Source organism: Burkholderia cepacia (assembly GCF_001039005.1).
Classification (GTDB): Bacteria; Pseudomonadota; Gammaproteobacteria; order Burkholderiales; family Burkholderiaceae; genus Burkholderia; species Burkholderia theae.
Window position 1 is genome coordinate 19,215 of sequence record NZ_LDWR01000022.1, and the last position, 22,903, is coordinate 42,117.

At 63.0% G+C, this 22,903-nt stretch carries 18 protein-coding genes; 11 read left to right on the forward strand and 7 right to left on the reverse strand.

The window, feature by feature from the left end:
* Nucleotides 1-15: 15 nt before the first annotated feature.
* The 5 genes from VL15_RS14080 (at nt 16) to VL15_RS14100 (ending at nt 6,516) form a co-directional block, all read left to right on the forward strand.
* Nucleotides 16-1,524, forward strand: coding sequence for an NCS1 family nucleobase:cation symporter-1 (locus VL15_RS14080; RefSeq protein ID WP_048246244.1), 1,509 nt, complete (start codon nt 16-18; stop codon nt 1,522-1,524).
* Between the two features lie 52 nt (nt 1,525-1,576).
* The gene (hydA, locus tag VL15_RS14085) at nt 1,577-3,034 is read left to right on the forward strand and encodes a dihydropyrimidinase (RefSeq protein ID WP_048246245.1); all 1,458 of its coding nucleotides are present in this window, start codon (nt 1,577-1,579) and stop codon (nt 3,032-3,034) included.
* A gap of 346 nt (nt 3,035-3,380) precedes the next feature.
* Complete coding sequence (locus VL15_RS14090; RefSeq protein WP_048246246.1) at nt 3,381-4,655, forward strand: NupC/NupG family nucleoside CNT transporter; 1,275 nt, start codon at nt 3,381-3,383, stop codon at nt 4,653-4,655.
* 39 nt (nt 4,656-4,694) lie between these two features.
* Nucleotides 4,695-6,011 carry a thymidine phosphorylase gene (deoA, locus tag VL15_RS14095; RefSeq protein ID WP_048246247.1) on the forward strand — a complete coding sequence of 439 codons (1,317 nt, stop codon included), beginning with the start codon at nt 4,695-4,697 and terminating at the stop codon, nt 6,009-6,011.
* Between the two features lie 115 nt (nt 6,012-6,126).
* On the forward strand, nt 6,127-6,516 hold the full coding sequence (locus VL15_RS14100) for a cytidine deaminase (RefSeq protein ID WP_048246248.1): 390 nt from the start codon (nt 6,127-6,129) through the stop codon (nt 6,514-6,516).
* 34 nt (nt 6,517-6,550) lie between these two features.
* Here VL15_RS14100 and VL15_RS14105 read toward each other — a convergent pair whose 3' ends face one another.
* The 4 genes from VL15_RS14105 to msrB form a co-directional block, all read right to left on the reverse strand.
* The gene (locus tag VL15_RS14105; RefSeq protein ID WP_048246249.1) at nt 6,551-7,666 is read right to left on the reverse strand and encodes an aromatic ring-hydroxylating oxygenase subunit alpha; all 1,116 of its coding nucleotides are present in this window, start codon (nt 7,664-7,666) and stop codon (nt 6,551-6,553) included.
* Between the two features lie 211 nt (nt 7,667-7,877).
* Entirely contained in the window at nt 7,878-8,621 is a 744-nt protein-coding gene (gene msrA, locus VL15_RS14110) for a peptide-methionine (S)-S-oxide reductase MsrA (protein ID WP_048246250.1), read from the reverse strand.
* A gap of 58 nt (nt 8,622-8,679) precedes the next feature.
* Nucleotides 8,680-10,524, reverse strand: a complete 1,845-nt coding sequence (locus VL15_RS14115) for a cytochrome c biogenesis protein DipZ (protein ID WP_048246251.1) — start codon at nt 10,522-10,524, stop codon at nt 8,680-8,682.
* A gap of 35 nt (nt 10,525-10,559) precedes the next feature.
* On the reverse strand, nt 10,560-11,090 hold the full coding sequence (gene msrB, locus VL15_RS14120) for a peptide-methionine (R)-S-oxide reductase MsrB (protein WP_048246252.1): 531 nt from the start codon (nt 11,088-11,090) through the stop codon (nt 10,560-10,562).
* Nucleotides 11,091-12,402: 1,312 nt separating this feature from the next.
* Here msrB and VL15_RS40020 point away from each other — a divergent pair.
* From VL15_RS40020 to VL15_RS41955, 4 genes are all read left to right on the forward strand, one after another.
* Nucleotides 12,403-12,597, forward strand: a complete 195-nt coding sequence (locus VL15_RS40020) for a type II toxin-antitoxin system HicA family toxin (protein ID WP_012367237.1) — start codon at nt 12,403-12,405, stop codon at nt 12,595-12,597.
* A gap of 66 nt (nt 12,598-12,663) precedes the next feature.
* Complete coding sequence (locus VL15_RS14125) at nt 12,664-13,077, forward strand: type II toxin-antitoxin system HicB family antitoxin (protein WP_012367238.1); 414 nt, start codon at nt 12,664-12,666, stop codon at nt 13,075-13,077.
* 248 nt (nt 13,078-13,325) lie between these two features.
* Nucleotides 13,326-15,419, forward strand: coding sequence for an AAA family ATPase (locus VL15_RS14130; RefSeq protein ID WP_048246285.1), 2,094 nt, complete (start codon nt 13,326-13,328; stop codon nt 15,417-15,419).
* 248 nt (nt 15,420-15,667) lie between these two features.
* Nucleotides 15,668-16,672 (forward strand): hypothetical protein, encoded by a 1,005-nt coding sequence (locus VL15_RS41955; RefSeq protein ID WP_230684442.1) that lies wholly within the window; start codon nt 15,668-15,670, stop codon nt 16,670-16,672.
* A gap of 28 nt (nt 16,673-16,700) precedes the next feature.
* On the opposite strand, the gene VL15_RS14135 is transcribed toward VL15_RS41955, so the two are convergent.
* The 3 genes from VL15_RS14135 to VL15_RS14145 all read right to left on the reverse strand — a co-directional run bounded on the left by VL15_RS14135 (nt 16,701) and on the right by VL15_RS14145 (nt 19,679).
* Nucleotides 16,701-17,381, reverse strand: coding sequence for a DUF2971 domain-containing protein (locus VL15_RS14135; RefSeq protein WP_048246253.1), 681 nt, complete (start codon nt 17,379-17,381; stop codon nt 16,701-16,703).
* A 318-nt stretch (nt 17,382-17,699) separates the two neighbouring features.
* Nucleotides 17,700-18,887, reverse strand: coding sequence for a cyclodeaminase/cyclohydrolase family protein (locus tag VL15_RS14140; protein ID WP_048246254.1), 1,188 nt, complete (start codon nt 18,885-18,887; stop codon nt 17,700-17,702).
* A gap of 105 nt (nt 18,888-18,992) precedes the next feature.
* The gene (locus VL15_RS14145) at nt 18,993-19,679 is read right to left on the reverse strand and encodes a hypothetical protein (RefSeq protein WP_048246255.1); all 687 of its coding nucleotides are present in this window, start codon (nt 19,677-19,679) and stop codon (nt 18,993-18,995) included.
* Nucleotides 19,680-20,255: 576 nt separating this feature from the next.
* Here VL15_RS14145 and VL15_RS14150 point away from each other — a divergent pair.
* Together VL15_RS14150 and VL15_RS14155 are read left to right on the forward strand one after the other, a co-directional pair.
* Nucleotides 20,256-20,765, forward strand: a complete 510-nt coding sequence (locus VL15_RS14150; RefSeq protein ID WP_155420211.1) for a hypothetical protein — start codon at nt 20,256-20,258, stop codon at nt 20,763-20,765.
* 928 nt (nt 20,766-21,693) lie between these two features.
* A complete protein-coding gene (locus VL15_RS14155; RefSeq protein WP_048246286.1) occupies nt 21,694-22,890 on the forward strand; it encodes an FAD-dependent oxidoreductase in 1,197 nt (398 codons plus the stop codon).
* Nucleotides 22,891-22,903: the final 13 nt, after the last annotated feature.

Genomic DNA, 22,903 nt, shown 5'->3' on the forward strand with positions numbered 1-22,903 from the left:
CGTGGAGTGGCTTCGATGAAACCCGCAGCGAACCTCGCCGATCCCGACAGCGCCGCGGCGCCGGGCGGCAGCCTGTACAACGACGACCTCGCGCCGACGACGCCGGCGCAGCGCACGTGGAAGTGGTATCACTTCGCGGCGCTGTGGGTCGGGATGGTGATGAACATCGCGTCGTACATGCTCGCGGCCGGGCTGATCCAGGAAGGCATGTCGCCGTGGCAGGCCGTGATGACCGTGCTGCTCGGCAACCTGATCGTGCTCGTGCCGATGCTGCTGATCGGCCATGCGGGCGCGAAGCACGGGATTCCGTACGCGGTGCTCGTGCGTGCGTCGTTCGGCACGCAGGGCGCGAAGCTGCCCGCGCTGTTGCGCGCGATCGTCGCGTGCGGCTGGTACGGCATCCAGACCTGGCTCGGCGGCAGCGCGATCTACACGCTGCTGAACATCCTGACCGGCAACGCGCTGCACGGCGCGGCGCTGCCGGTCGTCGGCATTTCGTTCGGGCAGCTCGCGTGCTTCCTCGTGTTCTGGGCGCTGCAGATCTACTTCATCCTGCACGGCACCGATTCGATCCGCTGGCTCGAGAGCTGGTCCGCGCCGATCAAGGTCGTGATGTGCGTGGCGCTTGTGTGGTGGGCGACGTCGAAGGCGGGCGGGTTCGGCTCGATGCTGTCGGCGCCGTCGCAGTTCGCGGCGGGCGGCAAGAAGGCCGGGCTGTTCTGGGCGACCTTCTGGCCGGGCCTGACCGCGATGGTCGGCTTCTGGGCAACGCTCGCGCTGAATATTCCCGATTTCACGCGCTTCGCGCACTCGCAGCGCGACCAGATGATCGGGCAGTCGATCGGGTTGCCGCTGCCGATGGCGCTGCTGTCGGTGGTGTCGGTCGTCGTGACGTCGGCGACCGTCGTGATCTACGGCAACGCGATCTGGGATCCGATCGACCTGACGAGCCGGATGACGGGCATCGGCGTGGGCATCGCGCTGGTGATCCTCACGCTCGACACGATGTGCTGCAACCTCGCCGCGAATCTCGTCGGCCCCGCGTACGACTTCTCGAGCCTGTGGCCGAAGGCCATCTCGTACCGCACGGGCGGGATGATCACCGCGACGATCGCGATCGTGATGATGCCGTGGAAGATCCTCGCGACGACGGACGGTTATATCTTCACCTGGCTCGTCGGTTATTCGGCGCTGCTCGGGCCCGTCGCGGGCATCCTGATGGTCGACTACTTCCTGATACGCGGCACGCAGCTCGACACGCGCGCGCTGTTCGACGAACGCGGCGGCTTCAGCTACGCGCGCGGCTGGAACCCGGCCGCGCTGGTGGCGCTCGCGGTCGGCGTGCTGCCGAACCTGCCCGGCTTCCTGCACACCGCATTTCCGGCGTCGTTCCCGAACGTGCCGGCGTTCTTCAACACGCTTTACACGTACGCGTGGTTCGTCGGCCTCGCGTTGGCGTCGGGCGTGTACGGCACCTGGATGAAGTGGCGCGCCGGACAGCGCGTGCAGATCGCGAGCGCATGATGTGCGCTGCCCGCCGCACGCGGCACCCGACAGTCAACGAGGAGGCAACCCTATGGCAATCCTGATTCGTGGCGGCACCGTGGTCGATGCGGACCGCTCCTATCGCGCGGACGTGCTCTGCGCCGACCCGCAGGACGGCGGCACGATCCTGCAGATCGCCGAGACGATCGACGCGCCGGCCGGCGCGACCGTCGTCGATGCGCACGACCAGTACGTGATGCCGGGCGGCATCGATCCGCATACGCACATGGAACTGCCGTTCATGGGCACGACCGCGAGCGACGATTTCTATTCGGGCACGGCCGCCGGGCTGTCGGGCGGCACGACGAGCATCATCGATTTCGTGATCCCGAGCCCGAAGCAGCCGCTGATGGACGCGTTCCATGCATGGCGCGGCTGGGCCGAGAAGGCGGCGGCCGACTATGGCTTCCATGTCGCGGTGACGTGGTGGGACGAGAGCGTGCACCGCGACATGGGCACGCTGGTGCGCGAGCACGGCGTGTCGAGCTTCAAGCACTTCATGGCGTACAAGAACGCGATCATGGCCGACGACGAGGTGCTCGTGAACAGCTTCACGCGTTCGCTCGAACTCGGCGCGCTGCCGACCGTGCACGCGGAGAACGGCGAGCTCGTGTTCCAGCTGCAGAAGGCGCTGCTCGCGCGCGGGATGACGGGGCCGGAGGCGCATCCGCTGTCGCGGCCGCCGGAGGTCGAGGGCGAGGCCGCGAACCGCGCGATCCGCATCGCACAGGTGCTCGGCGTGCCCGTGTATATCGTGCACGTGTCGGCGAAGGACGCGGTCGACGTGATTACGCGCGCGCGCAGCGAGGGGCTGCGCGTATTCGGCGAGGTGCTGCCGGGCCACCTCGTGATCGACGAGGCTGTCTATCGCGACCCGGACTGGACGCGTGCGGCCGCGCACGTGATGAGTCCGCCGTTCCGCTCGGCCGAGCATCGCGAGGCGCTGTGGCGCGGGCTGCAGTCGGGGCAACTGCATACGACGGCGACCGACCACTGCGTGTTCTGCGCATCGCAGAAGGCGATGGGCCGCGACGATTTCACGAAGATCCCGAACGGCTGCGGCGGCGTCGAGGATCGCATGTCGGTGCTGTGGCATCACGGCGTGAATCATGGCCGCATCACGCCGAACGAGTTCGTGCGGATCACGTCGACGAACGCCGCGCAGATCTTCAACCTGTATCCGCGCAAGGGCGCCGTGCAGGTGGGCGCCGATGCCGATCTGGTCGTGTGGGACCCGGCCGCGACGAAGACGATTTCGGTGAAGACTCATCACCAGCAGGTCGACTTCAACGTGTTCGAGGGGATGACCGTGCAGGGCGTCGCGACGCACACGCTCACGCGCGGTGCACTTGCGTGGGCCGACGGCGACCTGCGTGCGGTGCGCGGCGCGGGTCGTTATCTGAAACGGCCGCCGGCGGCCGGCTACTACGAGGCGGCGCGCATCGCGAACCGGTTGCGCGAACCGCATCCGGTCGAGCGGGCGGGTTGAACGTTGCGTATCGCGCGGGGCGTGTCGGGTCGAACGGCACGCTCCGCGCGCTTGATCCTGACTTCCCATTCATGCGGGCGCCGCTTCTGCCCGATCCTGCCGCCGCTCCGCATCCCGTCAATGCGCTCAATATTTGGGACTGGTCGAGCGTGATCTCGTCTCTCCGATCTCCCGGTACGTAGAAGAACTGAGCAAGTCGACGAATCACGCGACGCCGCTCGAACGCGGCCATTTTGTTTGCGTTGTCGGCGTGCATGCCTGCGAGTAATATCCACCGACAGCGTCGCGCGAGCGTTCCGGGCCGCGTGTCGGATAGACCAATAAAATTGAGAGAAAGGAGCACAAGGTGGATATTCTGCGCAGTCTCCTGGGCATGTCGTTCCTGTTGTTAGTGGCTTACCTGCTGTCGAACAACCGGCGCGCGGTGAGCGGCCGGACCATGATCGCCGCGCTGCTTACACAGCTCGCGATCGGCGCGCTGGTGCTGTTCGTGCCGTCGGGCCGTGCGGCGCTCGGGGCGGCCGCGAACGGCGTCAATCGCGTGCTCGACATGGGCAATCACGGCATCTCGTTCGTGTTCGGCGGGCTGGTCGACAGCCGGATGTTCCAGCTGTTCGGCGACGGCGGTTTCGTATTCGGCCTGCGCGTGCTGCCGATGATCATCTTCGTCACCGCGCTGATCGCGGTGCTGTACTACATCGGCGTGATGAAGTGGCTCGTCGCGATCCTCGGCGCCGGGCTCGCGAAAGTGCTCGGCGTGAGCCGGATCGAGGCATGCTCGGCCGTCGCGACGATCTTTCTCGGGCAGAGCGAGATGCCCGCGCTCGTGAAGCCGTTCGTGCGGAACATGACGAGCGCCGAGATCTTCACGGTGATGGCGAGCGGCATGGCGTCGGTCGCGGGCTCGGTGCTGGTCGGCTACGCGGGCCTCGGCGTGAAGATGGAGTATCTGCTCGCCGCGTCGTTCATGGCGGTGCCGGGCGGGCTGCTGTTCGGCAAGCTGCTGTTTCCGACCGTCGAGCCGAGCCGCGTCGTCGTCGACGGTCTCGATTTCGACGACAAGCGGGCCGCCAACGTGATCGAGGCGGCGGCGTCCGGTGCGTCGGTCGGCCTGCGGATCGCGATCAATGTCGGCGCGATGCTGATCGCGTTCGTGGGGCTGATCGCGCTGATGAACCTCATCGTCGGCGGCGTGGCCGCGTTCGCGGGATTTCCGCAGATCACGCTGCTGGGCATTCTCGGCCACCTGTTCGCGCCGCTGGCGTGGATCATCGGCGTGCCGTGGCACGACGCGGCACTGGCCGGCAACTTCATCGGCGAGAAACTGATCTTCAACGAGTTCGTCGCGTACGGCGACCTGTCGCCCTACCTGAAGGGCAGCGAACACGTCGCGGCGGCCGGCCTGCAGGTACTTGACCCGAAGACGCTCGCGATCGTGTCGTTCGCGTTGTGCGGCTTCGCGAACTTCTCGTCGATCGCGATTCTCGCGGGCGGCTTCAGCGCGGTTGCGCCCGAGCGTCGCTCGGAAGTCGCGCGGCACGGCTTGCGCGCGCTGACGGCCGCGACGCTGTCGAACCTGATGAGTGCCGCGATTGCCGGCCTGTTCTTCTCCCTGCATTGAACCGTGCAGCAGCCACCGACCGATCGAGGAGATGCAACGATGTTTCTACCGCAGGAATTCATCCGCAAGAAGCGCAACCGGCAGCCGCTCGATCACGACGGGATAACCGCGTTCGTGCGTGGCGTGACCGACGGCAGCGTGACCGAGGGGCAGGTCGCGGCGTTCGCGATGGCCGTGTACTTCAATGACCTGAGCGTCGACGAGCGAGTCGCGCTGACGATCGCGCAGCGCGATTCGGGCGACGTGCTCGACTGGCGCGCGCTCGATCTCGACGGACCGGTGATCGACAAGCATTCGACCGGTGGCGTCGGCGATGTGGTGTCGCTGATGCTCGGGCCGATGGTGGCCGCATGCGGCGGCTACGTGCCGATGATCTCGGGGCGCGGGCTCGGCCATACCGGCGGCACGCTCGACAAGCTCAGCGCGATTCCCGGCTACGACGTGATGCCCGATACGGCGGCGTTTCGACGAACGGTGCGCGACGTGGGCGTCGCGATCATCGGGCAGACCGCGCGGCTGGCGCCGGCCGACAAGCGCATCTATGCGATTCGCGACGTGACGGCAACCGTCGAGTCGGTCGCGATGATCACCGCGTCGATCCTGTCGAAGAAGCTCGCGGCCGGCCTCGACGGGCTCGTGATGGACGTCAAGGTCGGCTCCGGTGCGTTCATGCCGACCGTCGAGAAATCGGCGGAACTGGCGCGCAGTATCGTCGACGTCGGCAACGGCGCCGGCATGAAGACGACCGCGATCCTCACCGACATGAACCAGTCGCTCGCGCCGTGCGCGGGCAATGCGCTCGAAGTGGCGTGCGCGATCGACTACCTGACCGGCAAGTCGCGTCCGGCCCGCCTGCATGAAGTCACGATGGCGCTCGCGGCGCAGTTGCTCGTCACCGGCGGGCTGGCACGCGATACCGCACAGGCGCGGGTGATGCTGCAGCGCTCGCTCGACTCGGGCGCGGCGGCGGAACGCTTCGCGAGAATGGTCGTGGCGCTCGGCGGCCCCGCGGATCTGATCGATGCGCCGTGGCGGCATCTTGCGCGGGCGGCGGTGATCGTGCCGGTGCCGTCGCGCGCGAGCGGCGTGGTGCAGCATGTCGATTGCCGCGCGCTCGGGCTGGCGGTCGTCGCGCTCGGCGGCGGCCGCATGCGCGCGGAAGATGCAATCGACACGCGGGTCGGACTGTCCGCGCTCGCGGAGATCGGGCAGCGCGTCGACGCAGGTCAACCGCTCGGCTATGTGCATGCCCGCGACGCCGACGCCGCGGCGCACGCGGTGGAAGCGGTCCAGCGCAGCTACGTGCTGGGCGAGACGGGCGACGCGCCGCCGACCATTCACCAGCAGATCGGCTGAGCCTGTACGACGAGCGTGCAGGCGTCGGCGGCCGCTTTGCATCATGGGCGTATCGTGCGCACCGGGATGCGGCCGCGGCGATGCATCCCAACCCACTACCGGAGGCACCATCGCGATGGAACGAAACGAACTGATCGAACAGGCCAAGGCGGCGCGCGAACGCGCGTATGCGCCGTATTCGCGCTTCAAGGTCGGCGCGGCGCTGCAGGCGCACGACGGGACGATTTTTCACGGCTGCAACGTCGAGAACGCGTCGTACGGATTGTGCAATTGCGCGGAACGCACGGCGATGTTTTCGGCCATCGCCGCCGGCTATCGTCCGGGGGATTTCGCACGCCTCGCGGTCGTCGGCGACACGGACGGCCCGATCGCGCCGTGCGGCGCATGCCGTCAGGTGATCATCGAGATCGGCACGCCCGACATGGAAGTGATCCTGAGCAACCTGAAGGGCGCGGTCGACGTCACGACGGCAGATACGTTGCTGCCGGACGCGTTCCGGTTGTAACGGCGCGCGCCGCGGCGAGCATGCGATGTAAGGATCACGCGCCGTCGCGCGCTTCGCGGATCGGGATCACGGTGCGCGCACCGCACTGGCGCAGCAGGTCGCGCAGTTCGTTGATGACCGGAAACACTTCGTGGTTCCAGTCGGCGCCCTGGCGATCGTGCGCTTCCTGCTCGCGCTCGACGATCCAGCGATCCTCGCGGAAGATGCGCTCGGTGAACCAGACGAGCAGCGGCCACGCGAGATCGAGCGCGAACGGTATGCCGGGCTTGTGGATCGACAGCAGTCCGAACGTGCGGTTGGTGCGTTGCTCGGCGTCGAGCGGCACGTAGACGATCCACAGGTCCATCACGAGCGTGCCTTCGCTCGAACGGATCTGCAGCGTCTGGTACGGGTAGCCGGTGCGCACCGTCATCACGCTCTTGTCGGACTGGTCGGACGCCTTCTTGCTCGCGCCGAACACGAGCGCTTCGCCGACCGGCTGCTTGCCTTCCATCCGCGCGAACGTGTAGTCGACCTCGACCCAGTCGTCGCCGCGGCGACGGCCTACCGAACGCGCGCGCATCTGCCCCATCTGCTTGCGGTGCAGGAACTGATGGTTCATGTCCATCAGGTTCTCGTGCATGAACGAGTAGTGGCATTTGACCTCGCGGCCGAAGCGGCGGGTCTTGTACGTGCGGTTGTCCGCCGATTCGAGCGCGGGGAACGGCCGCTGGTCGGCGAGCGTCGCGTCGCCCGGAAACACGAAGATCAGCCCGTGTGCTTCGCGGCAAGGATACGCGCGCACGCCGTTGGGCAAACGCTCGCGGCCGAGGTAGGGCACGTCGACGCAGCGGCCGCTGTCGCACGCGTAGGTCCAGCCGTGATAGCAGCAGCGCAGCGTTTCGCCGCTCACGACCCCTGCATGCAGTGGCACCTGGCGGTGCGCGCAACGATCTTCGAGCGCGTACACGGCGCCCGACTCGGTGCGCACGAGCACGATCGGATCGCCGGCGAAGCGCACGCCGAGCGTCTTGCCGCGCTTCAGCTCACGCGACCAGGCAAGCGGATACCAGTGATCGGGGTGAATGGGCACGCGGCGCAGGTCGCGCACGACCGCGCCGGTGGATGGTTCCTCGAGGGTGTTGCTGTCAGGCAAAGGCACTGCGCGCATGCGTGACGCCTCCTGGCTGGGCGATTGTTCCGAACGCCGCATCGTGGCGGCGGGGATCTGAAGAAGTCTACGCGAAGTTGCCCGGTACGGCGGACGCGATGCGGGTTTGCCCCGGCACGGCGGCAGGTGTTTCGTTGATGCGGCGCAAACCGGGCCGCAGGGCGGCGCGCGCGCTGGCCGCGCGGCACCGCATCATGCGGCCGGTTGAGGATCACGAGCCGGTGTCGCTCCACAGCACCGCGTTCGTGCGGTACAGCGCCGGGAAGCGCTGCTTCAGCCCGGCGACCTTCGGCAGGTCGTTGAACGCGATATACGGCGCGTCGGGATGCAGCTCGAGGTAGTTCTGGTGATAGGCCTCGGCCGGATAGAACCCCTTGTACGCCTCGACGCGCGTGACGACCGGCGCGGCAAACACGTGCGCGGCGCCGAGCTGGGCGATGTACGCGGTCGCGACCGCGCGTTGCTGCGCGGTGGTCGGGAAGATCGCGGACCGGTACTGCGTCCCGTCGTCGGGGCCCTGACGGTTGAGCTCGGTCGGGTCGTGCACGACCGAGAAGAACACCTGCAGCAGCCGGCCGTACGTGATCTGCGTCGGGTCGTAGACGATGCGAACCGATTCCGCATGCCCCGTCAGCCCCGAGCCGACGAGCGCGTAGTGCGCGGTTTCGGATGCGCCGCCCGCATAACCGGCCGTGACCTGCTTCACGCCCTTCACGTGCTCGAACACGCCCTGTACGCCCCAGAAGCAACCGCCGGCGAGCACGGCCGTCTCGTCGTGGGCCGTGCCGGGCGTTTCGTCGAGCGTCGGCGCGGGTACGGTGCGCATCGGCTCGGCGGAATTGACGACGCGCTGGAAGCCGAACACGGCCGCGACGGCGACGGCGATGGCGCCGATGCGGCGCAGCATCGCTGCGCGCCGTCGCGACGCGGAATCTCGGGTGGGTGTCGGGTTCATCATGTGCTCCTTCTGAATGCGTTGGCGAAGACGGTGGCCGGGTGGCGGCGGCGCGGGTTCAACCGAAAGTGAATGCGTACACATCGACCCCGCGATCGAGAAACTCGATCGCGAACGTGCGGTCGGCGATCGCGCCGGGCTGCCGGACGAGCTGGTACAGGCGCTGTCCGGTGACGGTGCCGTAGCCCTGCGCGTCGACGTCGGCGCCGTGCGCGGCACCGGGCGCCGCGCCGTCGAGCGTCACGCGAAAGCGCACGGGCTGGCCGTTCGCGCCCGGGCCGAGCACGAGGTGCAGGTCGCGCGCATGGAAGCGGTAGACGATCCGGCCGTCCGGCGCGGCGAGCGACGCGCGTTCGGCGCCGACCTGCCACGTGCCGGCGAGGCCCCAGTCGTTGAGGTCGGGGCGAGCCGGCGCGTCGTAGCGGTGCGCCGTATCGCGCACGACGCCGCCCGGCGACGAGAAGTCTTCAGCGCGCGCATAACCGACATAGGTTTCGGGCGAGCGGACATCCGCGGTGTCCGCAGCCGCGAGCGCGCCGCTCGCGGGCGCACCGGCGAGGCCGAGCGGCACGTTCAGCGCTTCCGGATGGCCGGCTTCTGCAAGCAGCGACTGGATCGCGCGTTCCGACTGCGCGTATTCGCCTTCGCCGAAGTGGTGATGGCGGATGCGCCCCTGTGCGTCGATGAAATAGTGCGCGGGCCAGTATTCGTTGCCGAACGCGCGCCAGATCGAATAGCCGTTGTCGATCGCGACCGGGAAGTCGATGCCGAGATCGTGCACGGCCTTCTTCACGTTGCCGATGTCGCGTTCGAACGCGAATTCCGGCGCGTGCACGCCGATCACGACGAGCCCGTACGGCGCGTACTTGCGTGCCCACGCGGTCGTGTACGGCAGCGTGCGCAGGCAGTTGATGCACGAATACGTCCAGAAATCGACGAGCACGACCTTGCCGCGCAGGCCGGCCGCCGTCAGCGGCGGCGAGTTCAGCCATTGCACGGCACCGTCGAGCGACGGCAGCGTGCCTTCGATGGGCAGCGCGGACGGCGCCGCGTCGGCCACGCGCATCATCGCGCCACCGGCCTGCGCGCCATCGGCAGTCGCGGCCATCATCGCGCCGCCGCTTGCATTGGCGGCCGCGTTGCCCGTTGCGGCCGTCGCCGCCGGTGCGCCGTTCGAGCGCCCGCCGAGCCGGTCGACGAGCTTCGTCTCGAGCCCGCCCGTCGTGACGGTCGACAGTTGCGCGAGCGCGCCGGTATCGAGGCCGAGCGCGATCGCGCCGGTACCGGCCAGCAGCGCCGCGCCGATCCCGCGCCGGATCCATTCGCCGGCGCCGAGCGAGCGCTTCATCGCGGCGAACACCTTGCCGCCGATCACGAGCGCGACGCCGAGCGACGTCGCCGCGCCGGCCGCATACGCGACGAGCAGCAGCGTCGTGCCGACGCTCGCGCCGCGCAGCGCCGCGCCGGTCAGCACGAGGCCGAGGATCGGGCCTGCGCACGGCGCCCACAGCAGGCCCGTGGCGACGCCGAGCAACAGCGACGACGCGGGGCCGGCCGGGCGGCCGTCGCGTTGCGCGAAGCCGGTGAGCCGGTTGCCGGCGGCGACGAGCGGGCGCGTCAGGTGTTCCGCGAAGCGCGGCATCAGCAGCGTCAGGCCGAACACCGCGAGCAGCACGATGGCGATCCAGCGGCCGGCCTGGTTGGCCTGAGCGACCCAGCCGCCGCCGACGGCCGCGAGCGTCGCGACGACGGCGAACGTGAGCGCCATGCCGGCCAGCAGCGGCAGGCCGGTGCGCACGAACGGCTGGTCGGCGCGCGCGAACACGAACGGCAGCACGGGCAGGATGCACGGGCTCAGGATCGTGAGCACGCCGCCGAGATAGGCAAGGACGATGAGCAGCATGGTGCGTTCTCCAGTCGGTCAGGAGTGGGGCCGGATCAGGCGGCGGTCGTGTGGAAGGTGAGCGCGAGGCCGTTCATGCAGTAGCGCAGGCCGGTGGGCGGCGGGCCGTCGTCGAACACGTGGCCGAGATGGCCGCCGCAGCGGTGGCAATGCACTTCGGTGCGGACCATCCCGAACGACGCGTCGGCGTTGGTATCGACCGCGTGGTCGAGCGGTTTCCAGAAGCTCGGCCAGCCGGTGTGGCTGTCGAACTTGGTGGCCGACGAGAACAGCGCGAGGCTGCAGCCCGCGCACGCGAACGTGCCGTGCCGGTGCTCGTCGTTCAGCGGGCTGCTGTACGGCCGCTCGGTGCCGGCTTCGCGCAGGATCGTGTACTGGGCGGGCGTGAGCCGGCGATGCCACTCGGCGTCGCTGAGCGTGACCTCGAAAGGGGCGGCCGGCTGCGGGGCGGCGGGCGGCGCGGCGAATGCGCGGCCGACCAGCGCGCGGCGGCCGACGGACGACAGGGTCGCGAGCGCGGCGAGGCCGGTGGCGCCGGCGAACAGCAGGTGTCTGCGGGTGGACATGATGGGCTCCTGGAAGCAGGTCCTGAAAATATGCGCCCATCGTAGGCAGAGGCCGGTGTCCAAGTCCTCACGGAAAGTTAAATGAATTGTGATGAATGGCGGGGGGAGGGGGGGAGGTGCGTGGGAATCAGGCCAAGCCCCGACTGGCAAGGGCCTTCGAGCGGGTGAGCCGCCGATGTTTACCGAGCACCTGTTCGCGTTGTGATTTTTTGTGTTTTTTTAGTGTTCGTCGCGTGGCGTGGCGAATCCGGACTTTGGCTTGCCGATCGAATCGGGCTGAGGCACGACCGTTGTTTGACTGCGGTCGCGAATCGCGCTGAGCGTCTGATGCGCATTGATAGACGGATGAATTTGCAAGCTGGCACGACCGACGCGTGGTGCGCGTGTCGACGCGGAAGCTTGACAGTTTCTACGTAGAAACTTCAGAAAGTGAGTTCGGACGTGCGCCGTTGGGCAGTGAAATGGCGCCGCGATGCGCTCCGCCGAAGTGGTCTGTTCCGAGGCGGGATGCGGCGAAATGAAGGGGAACATAGTAAGGGCTATGTTTCCCTTCATTTTGGGACTCCGACCAACCGAGTGGATCGGGCGCTCGCACAACTAAAGTTGTGTCTAAATTTCAAGGAAAGTTGTTTCTATAAAGTGCGTCCGCCGGTCGGCGCTAGGGAAGCGAGATACGTGACCCCATCCGATGCCGTGACCCACGCGCCCACCGGCTAACGGGGCGTTCGGCGGCCCGCGCAGCCGCAGCGCGATGTCCGGCCATAATTCCAGGCGGCACGAGATTGATCACGGCTAGGGTGCCGAGCGGTACTAGATCGCACCATCGAACAGCCCGATCACCGAGATAAAACAGGGAGCGATCTCAGTGAGCGAAGGCCAAACGGAAGCCACCGTGGGCGTGGCATGGATCCGCGACTGCGACGCGACCCGCCGAGTTAGATCCTCCAACTGGATGAGCAATAAAGTGGCACCCGGTGCAACTGCGTATGCGTCAGTTGAGGCACGCCACTCGACGCGGTCAACGCAGCGCGCGGGGATACTTTTTAGCTACGGCCGCACTTCCAGCCCCCGAAGACACCCCGAGGAATTCCTGCGTGGAGACGAGGGCCCCTACGGCGCCGTTCCCCAAGCTGGAGATCCGTTCCCGATCCGACGTCGCGACGCCCAAGCGACCGGACTCAGCGCGGATATCTACACACCGGATACACAAATTTTCCTTGCATTCCTCTTCGGTGTGTATAGACTACACATCGGGTCATGGGAAAAGGGGTGTGTATGGCGACAGCTATGGCGAAGGATATGGTGCGGCGTTATGGATTCGAGAACAGTGATACGGCGGCTTGAGCAGGATGGGTGGGTACAGAAGCGGGTGAAGGGCAGTCATCATCACTTCAGGCACCCGAGCAAGCCAGGCACGGTAACGGTGCCGCATCCAGAGAAAGACCTCACGATTGCGACGCTGAAAAGCATCGAGAGGCAATCTGGTTTAACACTCACCGGGCAGTAAGTCCGGTGGCTACAACGGACCCCGAGGGCCGCAACTGGTCAGCGGGTTCCAGACAAGGAGTTGGATGTGAGATTTTTCGTCGCTGTCGACAAGCAAGAGGGCACCGATTATGGCGTTGTCGTACCGGATTTTCCGGGCTGCAACTCATGGGGCACGACGCTCGAACAAGCGCTCGAAAACACGCAAGAGGCTATCGAGGGATGGGTTGAAACTTCCGTCGAGGCGGGGGACGAAGTTCGCTTCGAGCCCACGTCGTTTGAGGAACTTCGCGACAACCCAGACTATGCCGGCTCATTTTGGGCTGTCGTAGACATTGATCCTTCGAAATTTGATATGAAGCCAGAGCGTGTGAATATAAGTTTGCCGCGCTTCGTGCTTACACAGATTGACGCCTTCGCGGAGGCCCATAAAGAAACGCGTAGCGGCTTTCTTGTTCGTGCGGCACTAGAAGCCATTCGGCACGAGCAGACAGCCGTCTGATCGAAAAAGCCCTGCCGGAGCGGGGCACGGAGTATCCGTGCTTGGCCAACTTGGTTCGGCCTGATCCGCGTCGCGCAGCAGGGACGTAATTCGGTCGAGATCGACTCATTCGATTCCGCGCCGAATGCTGCCGTATTCTCGGCAGCGAACTTCTATGCCGCGATTAGCATCAGTCGGGAGACTCGCTGGCATATCCGGCGCGCAGAAGCCGGGTTGTGCTGCCATATAACTACCTCAACGGGGGCGGGATGAAGTTGATCAAGTATCGGGTAACGAATTTCCGCTCCGTGAAGGATAGCGGCGATATTGAAGCCGGCGACGTTGCCGCGCTGATCGGTGTCAACGAATCAGGAAAGACGAATTTGCTGCTTCCGCTTTGGAAGCTCAATCCTGCTCGCGAAGGCGAGATTCAACCGACATCGGATTATCCGAAGACGATGTTCGGGGATGTGCGTGCCAACCCGGGGGAATTTCGATTCATCAGTGCCGATTTTGATGCAAGCTCTCTCAGAGACAAGCTAGTTGCTCTCACGAAACTGGATGCTGAGCAACTGGAGGTTGTGCGTGTTGACCGGTACTTCGATGGGAAACATGCAATCTCGTTTCCGCAGTTTGCGCCCAAGACAACGGTCGCTGCCTCGGAGATCAGGGGCGAGTTGACGACCTTAGCCAAAGTCGTTGAGCGAACAGATCCGCTTAAGAGCGAGGAGCCTCTTAAGTCTGCGATCGTTGACGCTGTTCACGCTCTGGCCGAACCCATCATGCAAGACTGGACTGCGCATGAACTCGATGCCGCCATTGAAGCGCTGAAGACGTTGTTGCCAGACCAGCCAGCCAAGACGTCGACGATCGTACCTCGCGTGCAGCAGTCAATTGATGTCTTGACCGAATGGTCGTCCCATATCAGGTCGCCTGCCCCCGAAGACATCGAAGGTGTTCGAGATATTGTCTTGAAAGCGCTCCCCACGTTCGTGTACTACTCGAACTATGGAAATCTGGACTCGGAAATTTATCTCCCTCATGTGGTCCAGAATCTTGAGAGAAAGGATCTGGGAGCCAAGGAGGCGGCGAAAGCTCGGACCCTCCGCGTGTTGTTCAGCTTTGTTCGCCTCCAACCGACGGAGATCCTTGAGCTTGGTCGCGACTTCAAAGATCCGAGCAATCAGAATCGGCAACCTACCGAAGACGAGATTGCAAAGATCGCTGAGCGCAAGCGAGAGCGCTCCATCCTGCTACAGTCTGCGGGCACGACCTTGACGAAGGAGTTCAAGTCTTGGTGGAAACAAGGCGACTACCGTTTCCGATTCGAAGCGGATGGCGATCACTTTCGCATCTGGGTATCAGATGATCGGCGTCCGGAAGAGGTCGAGCTTGAAAATCGCAGTACGGGGCTGCAATGGTTTCTGAGCTTCTACCTCGTGTTCTTGGTCGAAAGCCAGGGTGACCACGAAGACGCCATTCTTCTGCTCGATGAGCCAGGCCTATCCCTTCATCCACTCGCCCAGCGCGATCTATCAGCCTTCTTCGATGGATTGACCAAGACCAACCAGATCATCTATACGACGCACTCGCCTTTCCTTGTCGATCCAGACCGGCTGGATCGAGTGCGAAAGGTCTATGTCGCTGCGGATGGCTCGACCGAGTCTTCGCCGAATTTGCGTCAGTCGGGTGCGGACCCGGCACATGCCGGGGCGGCGTACGCCGTGTACTCGGCATTGAACCTGAACGTCGCTGAAAGCCTGCTACTGGGCTGCCGTCCAATAGTTGTGGAGGGAGCTTCAGATCAGCACTATCTGACGATGATTAAGGCGCTTCTTATTGGTGCTGGGAAGATCACACCTCGCCGAGAGCTGGTATTTCCGCCCGCAGGCGGAACCAAAACGCTAAGGATCACTGCTGGAATTTTGACTGGCCGAGACGAGACGCTTCCGGTCGTTTTGCTGGATGGCGATCAAATGGGCAGCAGGATGGCCGCAGAGCTGAGCAGCGGCCTCTATAACGGTGAAGAGGAGAAGGTCCTATCAACAGACGAATTCGTTGGCTTCAAAGGTTCAGAGTTAGAGGATTTGGTTCCATATCAGCGCTTCGTAGAGGCTGTAGACCGAATTTTTCGCGCCCCAGAGCAGCAGTTTTCGGAAGTCGCGTCGATTGGGAAGCCCATCGTGCCGCAGGTTGAGGTGTGGGCTAAGCGTGAAGGCATCGAACTCACGCCTGGCTGGAAGGTGGAAGTTGCGAAACGCGTGAAGGCCACCTTGCTGTCCAAGGGGATCAACGATGTCGACGATGATCTGGTTGGGCGATGGGTACAGCTCTTCGCCCGGTTTGAGCCGTCCGACAATTGAGGCTAGATTCGCTCACAGTGGCCGGCATTCGAACGCCAGTGCCAGGCGCAACTGACGCGTCTCCGAATGGCCGCAGGACGGCGGTTGTAGCTAGAAAGCCGCCTTTTGGCTGAACGAACCGTTTCGGGTTACGAGCTGCGGGACTCCACCTTTAAGCCGATAAGCACACAATCCGCGAGTGGATGTTCGCTGCGCTTTCGGCGGCTTTATCTGGGCGCTTCAATTTTTTCGCTCTGCGTTGGAGGCGAATGTTGGGATCGAACTTCGGTAGCATTGTACAAATGCTACGGCAACATGGCTTGCATAAAGCGATGAGTGCCGTTGTGCCAGTTGCATCAGCGTTTGGGATCATCTGCTTGACCGTGTATTTCAGTACGCTCAAGTTCACACCAGATATTTCGTTCGCGCAGGGGGCCCTTGTGGCGGTGCAGGCCGGGTTGATAGGGGCGTTTATTATTGGGGTGCTCATTATTTCGCTATCGGCACCGGCATTGGTCTATTACATGCTTGGGATCAGACCAGCAGAATTGGTGTCTATAAGCCGTCGACGCGAGGCGATTCATAACCTCGTTACCAGATTTCTATGCACCCAGGCGTTGACGATCTCTGCGCTGGCTGTTCTCGCCTATTTTCCTCAGCGTGATCAGCTTCAGGGAGCTGCATGCCTCGGTGTTGCCGTAATTGGTTTCATATGGTCCGCAATCTTCCTTGCTTCGTGTACACGAGTCTGGGGAGTAGAGGCATTGGAGAGTCGATGGACATTTTTCGTGTCGGTCGTGTTAGGAATGTTCACGACAGTGTCGTCACTGCTAACGTTGGACCCACTGTGGGCGAGCTCGCCCGGCCCACATAGCGAATTTTGGCTTCTGCTCACTGTTCTCGTTGTTGTCATATTGGGCGGGGCGCAGGTCGCTATTGGACTTCAGGATGTAGGCGCACAGTTAATTATTGGCTTCATGCTGATCCTTGAGATATGCCTACTGCTTGGGCCACCGGTGCCTCGATTTATCGCAAACGAGGTTGGCATTGCTGAGAAACGACCGGTAGACCTGTTGGTCGGTAGCGAGATGTGCAATACGATTCGTAGTTTTGTCAATTTACCTAAGTTTCGATGTGAAGAGAAAGGTCCATCACTCGTAAAGAACGTCGAGGTTCTTAACTCGTTGGGGAATCGATGGGTAATTCGTATTCCTGCATCAGGAAAGATATTGATTATTCCCGGCAAGGATTTGACCATTGCTCGCCCGAATTAGCTGGCACTTGGGTCACTACCACGTGGTTTCATTCCTTCGACAGCGGTGCAAGGCCAGTCACGAGAACAGGGATGTTTCTCTGTTCGACGATTTTGAATTCTTTGAACGCTAACCGTGCTTTTCGGACCTCAACGTCGTGGCCAATGTCACCGATCCAGGACGCGACCTCCCCTTGTGACGTTTCGCAGCGCACACCGATGACCACCTCGCGTAACGCCAGATGGTCACCAAAGTCCGCGTAGTAGTGTCCATCGTCATCCCGATCCTGAAGATCAGCGATTACCCGATACTCGCCTTCGTATCGCCACGCATCGAACTTCGTTAGCAGCATAGCTTTCACCATGTCGGGGGTAACCCCAGCGTTGTGCGCATTTAGGTCGATGTCGAAATCGAGGCGATTTGGCTCGTAATTGATCTTCATCGCCAATTCATCTGGTACATCGAACCCAAGACACATGCCGTAGTGCTTGTTGCCGTAATGTGCCCACATGACCGGACTTTGCCAATGCGTTGAAAAACAGATAACACCACGCTGTGTGGATAGATGCTGGCGAAGCACCTGAGCAACCGATCGATGCTGTTGAGTAGGGAGGACGTGTGGTAACAGCTCAAAGGGATCGTTAAGTTCTTCAAAAAGTGAGATTTTCATGCGACGTTCGTCGATAATCTTCTTTGCCCATTTTTCTGCTGTCAGGTAGTAGAGCCGCATGGTCGGTCAGGATGGAACGGAGTTGTGCATTGTATCGGCCTCCGGTAATCGATCCGATATTCCGTGGAGGTCGGCACGGCGAGCGGCTGCGCGCGTGGGCGTGAGCCTCGGGCTTCTGCTTCGCGCTAAGAGTCGTTCGCGTCGCGCTAGAACCGCCATTCGCTGTCGCGTGCCGATCCAGTCGTCGGGAACTGCACGCGACAGCGAGATCATCGGACTGGCCCCACGGCAAGCCCCAACTCTCGCGGCCGTTGTCAGGTGCGATGGTTGGCGCGTGCGTCGGCAGCGTCGTGGCGGAGCGAGCAGGAATAAGCTCGCTCATGAAGAAGCCTCACCGTCGCGTGTAAACACCACCAAATCATAAGGTGCGCCGGGCCGGCAAAGCTGCGAAAAGAATCCGCCGGTCGTGCGCGGATGCGGGACAAAAGGGTACACCGGCTCGCCGGGGGCGAAGCTTGGATCGAGCAGCGTGCCGTCCGGATTTCGCACGACCGAGTGTGCGATCAGATGGACGGACCCGTCGTCGCGCGCGTCGACGAGCCACCCGCGCACGGTCTGGCTTCCGACATGGCTGGTGATCCAGACGTCGACGGCATCATGGCAGTTCGGCTTGGGTGCGGCAGGCGCCCGGGCGTGTTCGATCGGGCGCGCCTGGCGTGCGGTGGCGAGGCCATCGAGGACCGCGATGGCCAGCGCCTCGTGGCCCGCCGGATGCGTATGGGAAACTTGGGCGACGTTGTCCCTGCTGTCCTCACTGGCGGGGCCGGGTGCATTCACGTCGCCGGCGATGAGCGCAAGAGGAAGCTGAAGCGAGACGGTGCCTTCAATTGTCAGGGAATCAAGCGCCTCGGAGTTGAGCGATGCCATGCATCCTAGCGCGGTCTGTTGCTTCTGCTCCAGCAGGTCGCGCAATGCCGTGGCACGGCCTATGTTGTCTGCGCCGTACTTGCGCGCTTTCAGCCACTTGATGTTCAAGTTCACGATGAACAACCCGGAAGTGACTGCGGCGATCGCCGCGCTGATGGCAGCCCCTGAATCGCCCCGCACGGTGCCCCAGCCGTGCTCAAAAACGGTCACGCCGCGGTCGATCAGTGGCAGGCACAGATCAATTATCTGGAAGACATTGTCCGTGGCGATTTCAAGCTTCCGGTTGATCTCGCGCGTGAGGGTGCCTTTCGCCTCCTGCGCAACGGCCTGATTCCGCTCGACGATCAGCCGGACAATCTCCTCAAATTCGTGGGCATCCTTTTCGAAGAGCGCACGCAGTGCGGGCTCGCTCGTGTCGAGCTCCTTAAGGATGTGATGCAGCGTTACGTCGGTCTCGCGGCCGAGATTTTTTTCGAGGCTCTTCAGGCAGACGGTGCGGATCAGCTTTACAGCGAGCAGACCCATCAGGGCCGCAGCGCTGCCGGAACCCGGAGAGGCCCTGCCGGCGCCGAAGGCATCGAGCAACTGGTTCGCCGGCTGGTCCAGCAGGGTGGTGTCGGGTGGTAAGAGGTCGTTCATTCGGCGAGTTCCGGGGGGCGGTCGCAGTCACGGAGTCGATGGAGCTATAAGAAAACTAGGGAACATTATGGCGACCCTCCGGATGCGTATGAGAGACGCGCACGATCATGGTTTCACCGCCGCCATGACCAGCTGAAAAACGCACATGCCTGCGGCGAGCGCCGCCAAGCTCATCGGCACGAGGGTGTCGACCGCGCTTTTTGAATACGTAGCGGTGCTCAGCGCACAGCGTAGGACAATCCACGCCACCACCTGCCGCGGCAGTTGAAATGTGTAGGAGCGCCCGTAACTGCTTTGATAGTGATTGCCGCTTGCCCACTTCAGGTCCAACGCATACCGGACTCCTCCTTGCCAAGGGGAAGACCCATCGCGGTCGATGCCCGTGTTGGCGATGGCCTGCGTGAGAGGGCCTCGGTCTGCAAAGCGGGCTAGCTGCGCCTCGGCAAGATCGTCAAAATCGACGAGGTAGCGCGGCGTCCGGCTGTGAACAAGATAGCGTTCCACCGTGCCCTTCAGGTGTCGCGAGATCAGCGCGTGGCGCCGGTTGTCAAACTCCTGTGCGAGCCGCGCGCGCTCGACGTCGGTCTCCTCATGGAACCAGTAGCGCAGGAACACGTAGATGAGCACGGCGAAGAGGCTGAGCCAGACTTTCAGCGGCGTGACATTGCCGACCTGGGCAAAGCCGAGCAGTGTGCCGGTGGGCTTGAACGACAGGTCAAACACGGTGATAGCGACGATCGCGGCCGAGAGCATAACGACGTTGCGGCGCAGCTTGTCGGGTAGGTCATCCATCGAGTGTTTCTTGTTTTTTCCGGGGGGGGATGGGCACCGCCGGCGTGCCGGGACGATACCGAAACTACTGAACATTATGGCGGTAACGTTCAGCAGCCGTCGAGTGCGTTATAAAGCTGTCGGATATCGGGCAGCTATCCGATCCCGCCCGACGCGTTCGGCCATCACCCGCCGGTCGTATGCGTCGTCGCTCGGACGTTCAGGCGTCGACTTCACCCCCGTAACCAGTCGTCCAGTCGTAGACGACGAGTGCTTGGTCATTGGCCTTAGGGTACGGCTTTACATCCCTGTCATACCGCTTGCGGTGGCTAGTGAGATAATCTGTCACTTTTTGCCCTCCCGAAACAGAGCGTGGCTGCATATAAGTTCAAATTATCCTTGCTTCAGGCTGTTAGTGACTGGCAGCGTAGCTCGACTCCCACACGCGCTCAGATACTCAAGGAAGAAGCCGCTGCGTTACCTCCGAAGTTCCGGTCGGGCGTTAAGCGCTGCTACCGTCAGGTAGGGCTGACGAACGGTTACGTATGGAACTTGATAGCAGAGGACTGTCTTAGAGAGCGGATCTCTTCGTGGACCGTGAGCTATCCGGTGGCCATGGAGTTAAAAGGTGGTGTGCCGCCTAAGGACGGGGGTTATCAAGGGGTGATCATGGTGATCGAAAGGCCCGCGCCACACCGCGTTATTCTCAACCTAGATCGCCTGTACAGCGATTTTGAGTTTGTGGCTGCGATGGAGGCCAACAAAGCCTCCATCGTCGGCTATTACGACGGCGCTGGCCGTTACAAAGGAAATCAGCGCGAGGTTGTGATAGAGCTCGATGAGATCAGCAAAGGCGACATTCGAGCGCTCGGCGGTTATTCAAGCGACGCCGATGAACTGACGTTGCTCGCCAATATGAGCGTCTATTCACATTTTGGCCGTCTGGCAACGCCTGCCGAGCTGGCAATGATAAGAGACCGAGCTGGCCCCGCCTGGCTCAGTCTGGCCGCTACCCGTCGCGTGCTCACCCGCACAGAAGTACACGCAGAGATTCTGCGCGAGGTCAAAGCGCTTCAGGACAAAGCAGATACGACTCCAGTAGCTTAAGCGGAAACAGTGCAATCCAAGAAGGCTAACCCACTAGATGCCTGAAGTTCGGTTTGCCCGGCGCCCGACGTTGCGCAGCACCGCGATCATTCGCAACATCGCTTACTACCGCGTGGACTGAATTAGGCCGATAACTTGCCGATCAACTCGGCGGAACGAGCGGCCGTTGCCCCTTGGAAGCCGTCATTGCGCCGTCAGTAGCCTGAGTGGCAGTTCAGGGTCGCTAAGAGCAGTTTGCGTCGCCGCAGAACCGCCATTCGCTGTCGCGCGGAGTTCCTAGCGTCGGGATCGATGCGACAGCGAGATAGGGAACCTTACCACTACGGCACGATTGCCAACTTAAACTCGCGAGGCGCACAACGCGTGACCGCGGCGGCTGGGCGCTGCAACACCATCACGGGGAGTTGACACGGCCTTCGCGACGCCACGCACGGTGACAACTTTATTTTTGTCTACTTCTACGAAGCGCTGAATTGCCGGCCAACAGGCGAGTATGTCGATCCGGGGTCGGTCTGGCGGTCGCACATCATCGTCCTCACGTGGGACGACCTGACGAGCCTCAATACCTGACGACCATCGCGGCGGCGTTCGCGTGAGGCGGCGTGCGTCATGCACCTCATCTACATCGTCCATAAGAACATTGGAGGAAACCCTGATTCGTCCCGACGAACCGGGATTGAGATCTCAACCTCCTGTCAGGATTGCCAGCTTGCTCACATCCGTGGCCAGGCATGTAATTCGACCGCAGCGGCTGGCTAAGCGTGATACGGACGACGCATCACCAAGCACGAAATTGGCCTAATCAATCCCGCTTTTCAAAGCCTCTCTGAAGCTCGACTTAGCGACTCGGCCATTGCTGCATCAATCAGGATCGTGATCTCGCGGATCGCTGAAATCGATGTGCTTCCGGATGCCCTGGAGCCCCAACATGCACGACGCAACGCATCGCTTTGACGTCATCGTTGTCGGTGGAGGGCCCATGGGCCTATCGACCGCCTACCATCTCGGCAAGCGCAAGGCCAGGACGCTGGTGCTCGAGCAGTTCACCTTCGTGAACCAGCTTGGCAGCTCGGCTGGCGTGTCGCGCCAGTTCCGCATTCCCTATCCCGACGCCTACATGGTCAAGCTGGTCAAGCAGTCGATCCCCTATTGGGACGAGTTGCAAGGCTTGACGCCGCAGCCGCTCATGGACACGGTCGGCACCTTGTGGTTCGGCGATCCGACAGTCAAGTCGACAGAGGGCAATATCCCCGCCGCCGAGCAAGCGCTGAAGGCCGAAGGGGTTGCCTATGAAACGCTGGATGCGGGCGAATTGGAGAGGCGTTTTCACTTTCGCAATCTGCCGTCGACGTATACGGGACTATTTCAGGCCCAAGGCGCCAGCATCGATCTCGCGGCCACGCAGCGGACGCTACTCGACTGGAATCAGCGCTCTCCCTTCGTGCAGCTGTTGCAGGAGGCGCCGGTCATCGGCATCGAGCGTCGGCAGGGCCTCTTTGAAGTGAAGACTCCGCTTGGGACCTTCAGTGCCGAAAAGCTGGTGCTGACGCCGGGCCCCTATGCTGACGACGTGTTCAAGCTGCTGGGGTTCCGTATTGCGGCGACCTACTGGAATATGGCCTCGGCCTACTACCGCAAGACTCGGCCGGATATCCAGTACCCCACCTGGTTCGTTTTCCAGAACCCGGTGGGCGACAACGGCAATCAGTTCTACGGTTTCCCGGAGGTCGCCTGGAATTACCCGGGCTATATCCGTGTCGCCTCCGATTTCGTCCTCGCGCCGCTGACGTCCCCCGATCAGCGCACGCCCATTCCGAATCCTCAGGAGCTCGCGTTCACGGCCGAGTGGGTCGGCGAGCATATGGAGGGTCTCGAGCCGGTGCCGCGCTTCACGTCGACCTGCCTCGTCGCGCTCAGCAAGATTGCGAACAAGGAATTGCTGATCGACTTCGCGCCCGACTATGTGCCGAACCACCGCGACATCGTCATCTATGCGACCGGCTGGGCCGGAAAGTTCGTTCCGCTGCTAGGCGAAATTCTTTGCCAGTTGACCCTGGACGGCCATACCCCATTCGACATCTCGCACTTCTCCACCGGCAGCCACTATTTCAACAAGCTGGCCTGAGCGCAGGCCGGGC

Excerpts from the sequence above, each read along its gene's own strand:
- VL15_RS41955 (WP_230684442.1), top strand. The coding sequence starts at position 15,668 with ATGTTGGGATCGAACTTCGGTAGCATTGTACAAATGCTACGGCAACAT.
- VL15_RS14155 (WP_048246286.1), top strand. The coding sequence starts at position 21,694 with ATGCACGACGCAACGCATCGCTTTGACGTCATCGTTGTCGGTGGAGGG.
- VL15_RS40020 (WP_012367237.1), top strand. The coding sequence starts at position 12,403 with ATGGATTCGAGAACAGTGATACGGCGGCTTGAGCAGGATGGGTGGGTA.
- VL15_RS14080 (WP_048246244.1), top strand. The coding sequence starts at position 16 with ATGAAACCCGCAGCGAACCTCGCCGATCCCGACAGCGCCGCGGCGCCG.
- VL15_RS14115 (WP_048246251.1), bottom strand. The coding sequence starts at position 10,524 with ATGCTGCTCATCGTCCTTGCCTATCTCGGCGGCGTGCTCACGATCCTG.
- VL15_RS14145 (WP_048246255.1), bottom strand. The coding sequence starts at position 19,679 with ATGGATGACCTACCCGACAAGCTGCGCCGCAACGTCGTTATGCTCTCG.
- VL15_RS14100 (WP_048246248.1), top strand. The coding sequence starts at position 6,127 with ATGGAACGAAACGAACTGATCGAACAGGCCAAGGCGGCGCGCGAACGC.
- VL15_RS14140 (WP_048246254.1), bottom strand. The coding sequence starts at position 18,887 with ATGAACGACCTCTTACCACCCGACACCACCCTGCTGGACCAGCCGGCG.
- VL15_RS14105 (WP_048246249.1), bottom strand. The coding sequence starts at position 7,666 with ATGCGCGCAGTGCCTTTGCCTGACAGCAACACCCTCGAGGAACCATCC.
- hydA (WP_048246245.1), top strand. The coding sequence starts at position 1,577 with ATGGCAATCCTGATTCGTGGCGGCACCGTGGTCGATGCGGACCGCTCC.
- VL15_RS14130 (WP_048246285.1), top strand. The coding sequence starts at position 13,326 with ATGAAGTTGATCAAGTATCGGGTAACGAATTTCCGCTCCGTGAAGGAT.
- VL15_RS14135 (WP_048246253.1), bottom strand. The coding sequence starts at position 17,381 with ATGCGGCTCTACTACCTGACAGCAGAAAAATGGGCAAAGAAGATTATC.
- deoA (WP_048246247.1), top strand. The coding sequence starts at position 4,695 with ATGTTTCTACCGCAGGAATTCATCCGCAAGAAGCGCAACCGGCAGCCG.
- msrA (WP_048246250.1), bottom strand. The coding sequence starts at position 8,621 with ATGAACCCGACACCCACCCGAGATTCCGCGTCGCGACGGCGCGCAGCG.
- msrB (WP_048246252.1), bottom strand. The coding sequence starts at position 11,090 with ATGTCCACCCGCAGACACCTGCTGTTCGCCGGCGCCACCGGCCTCGCC.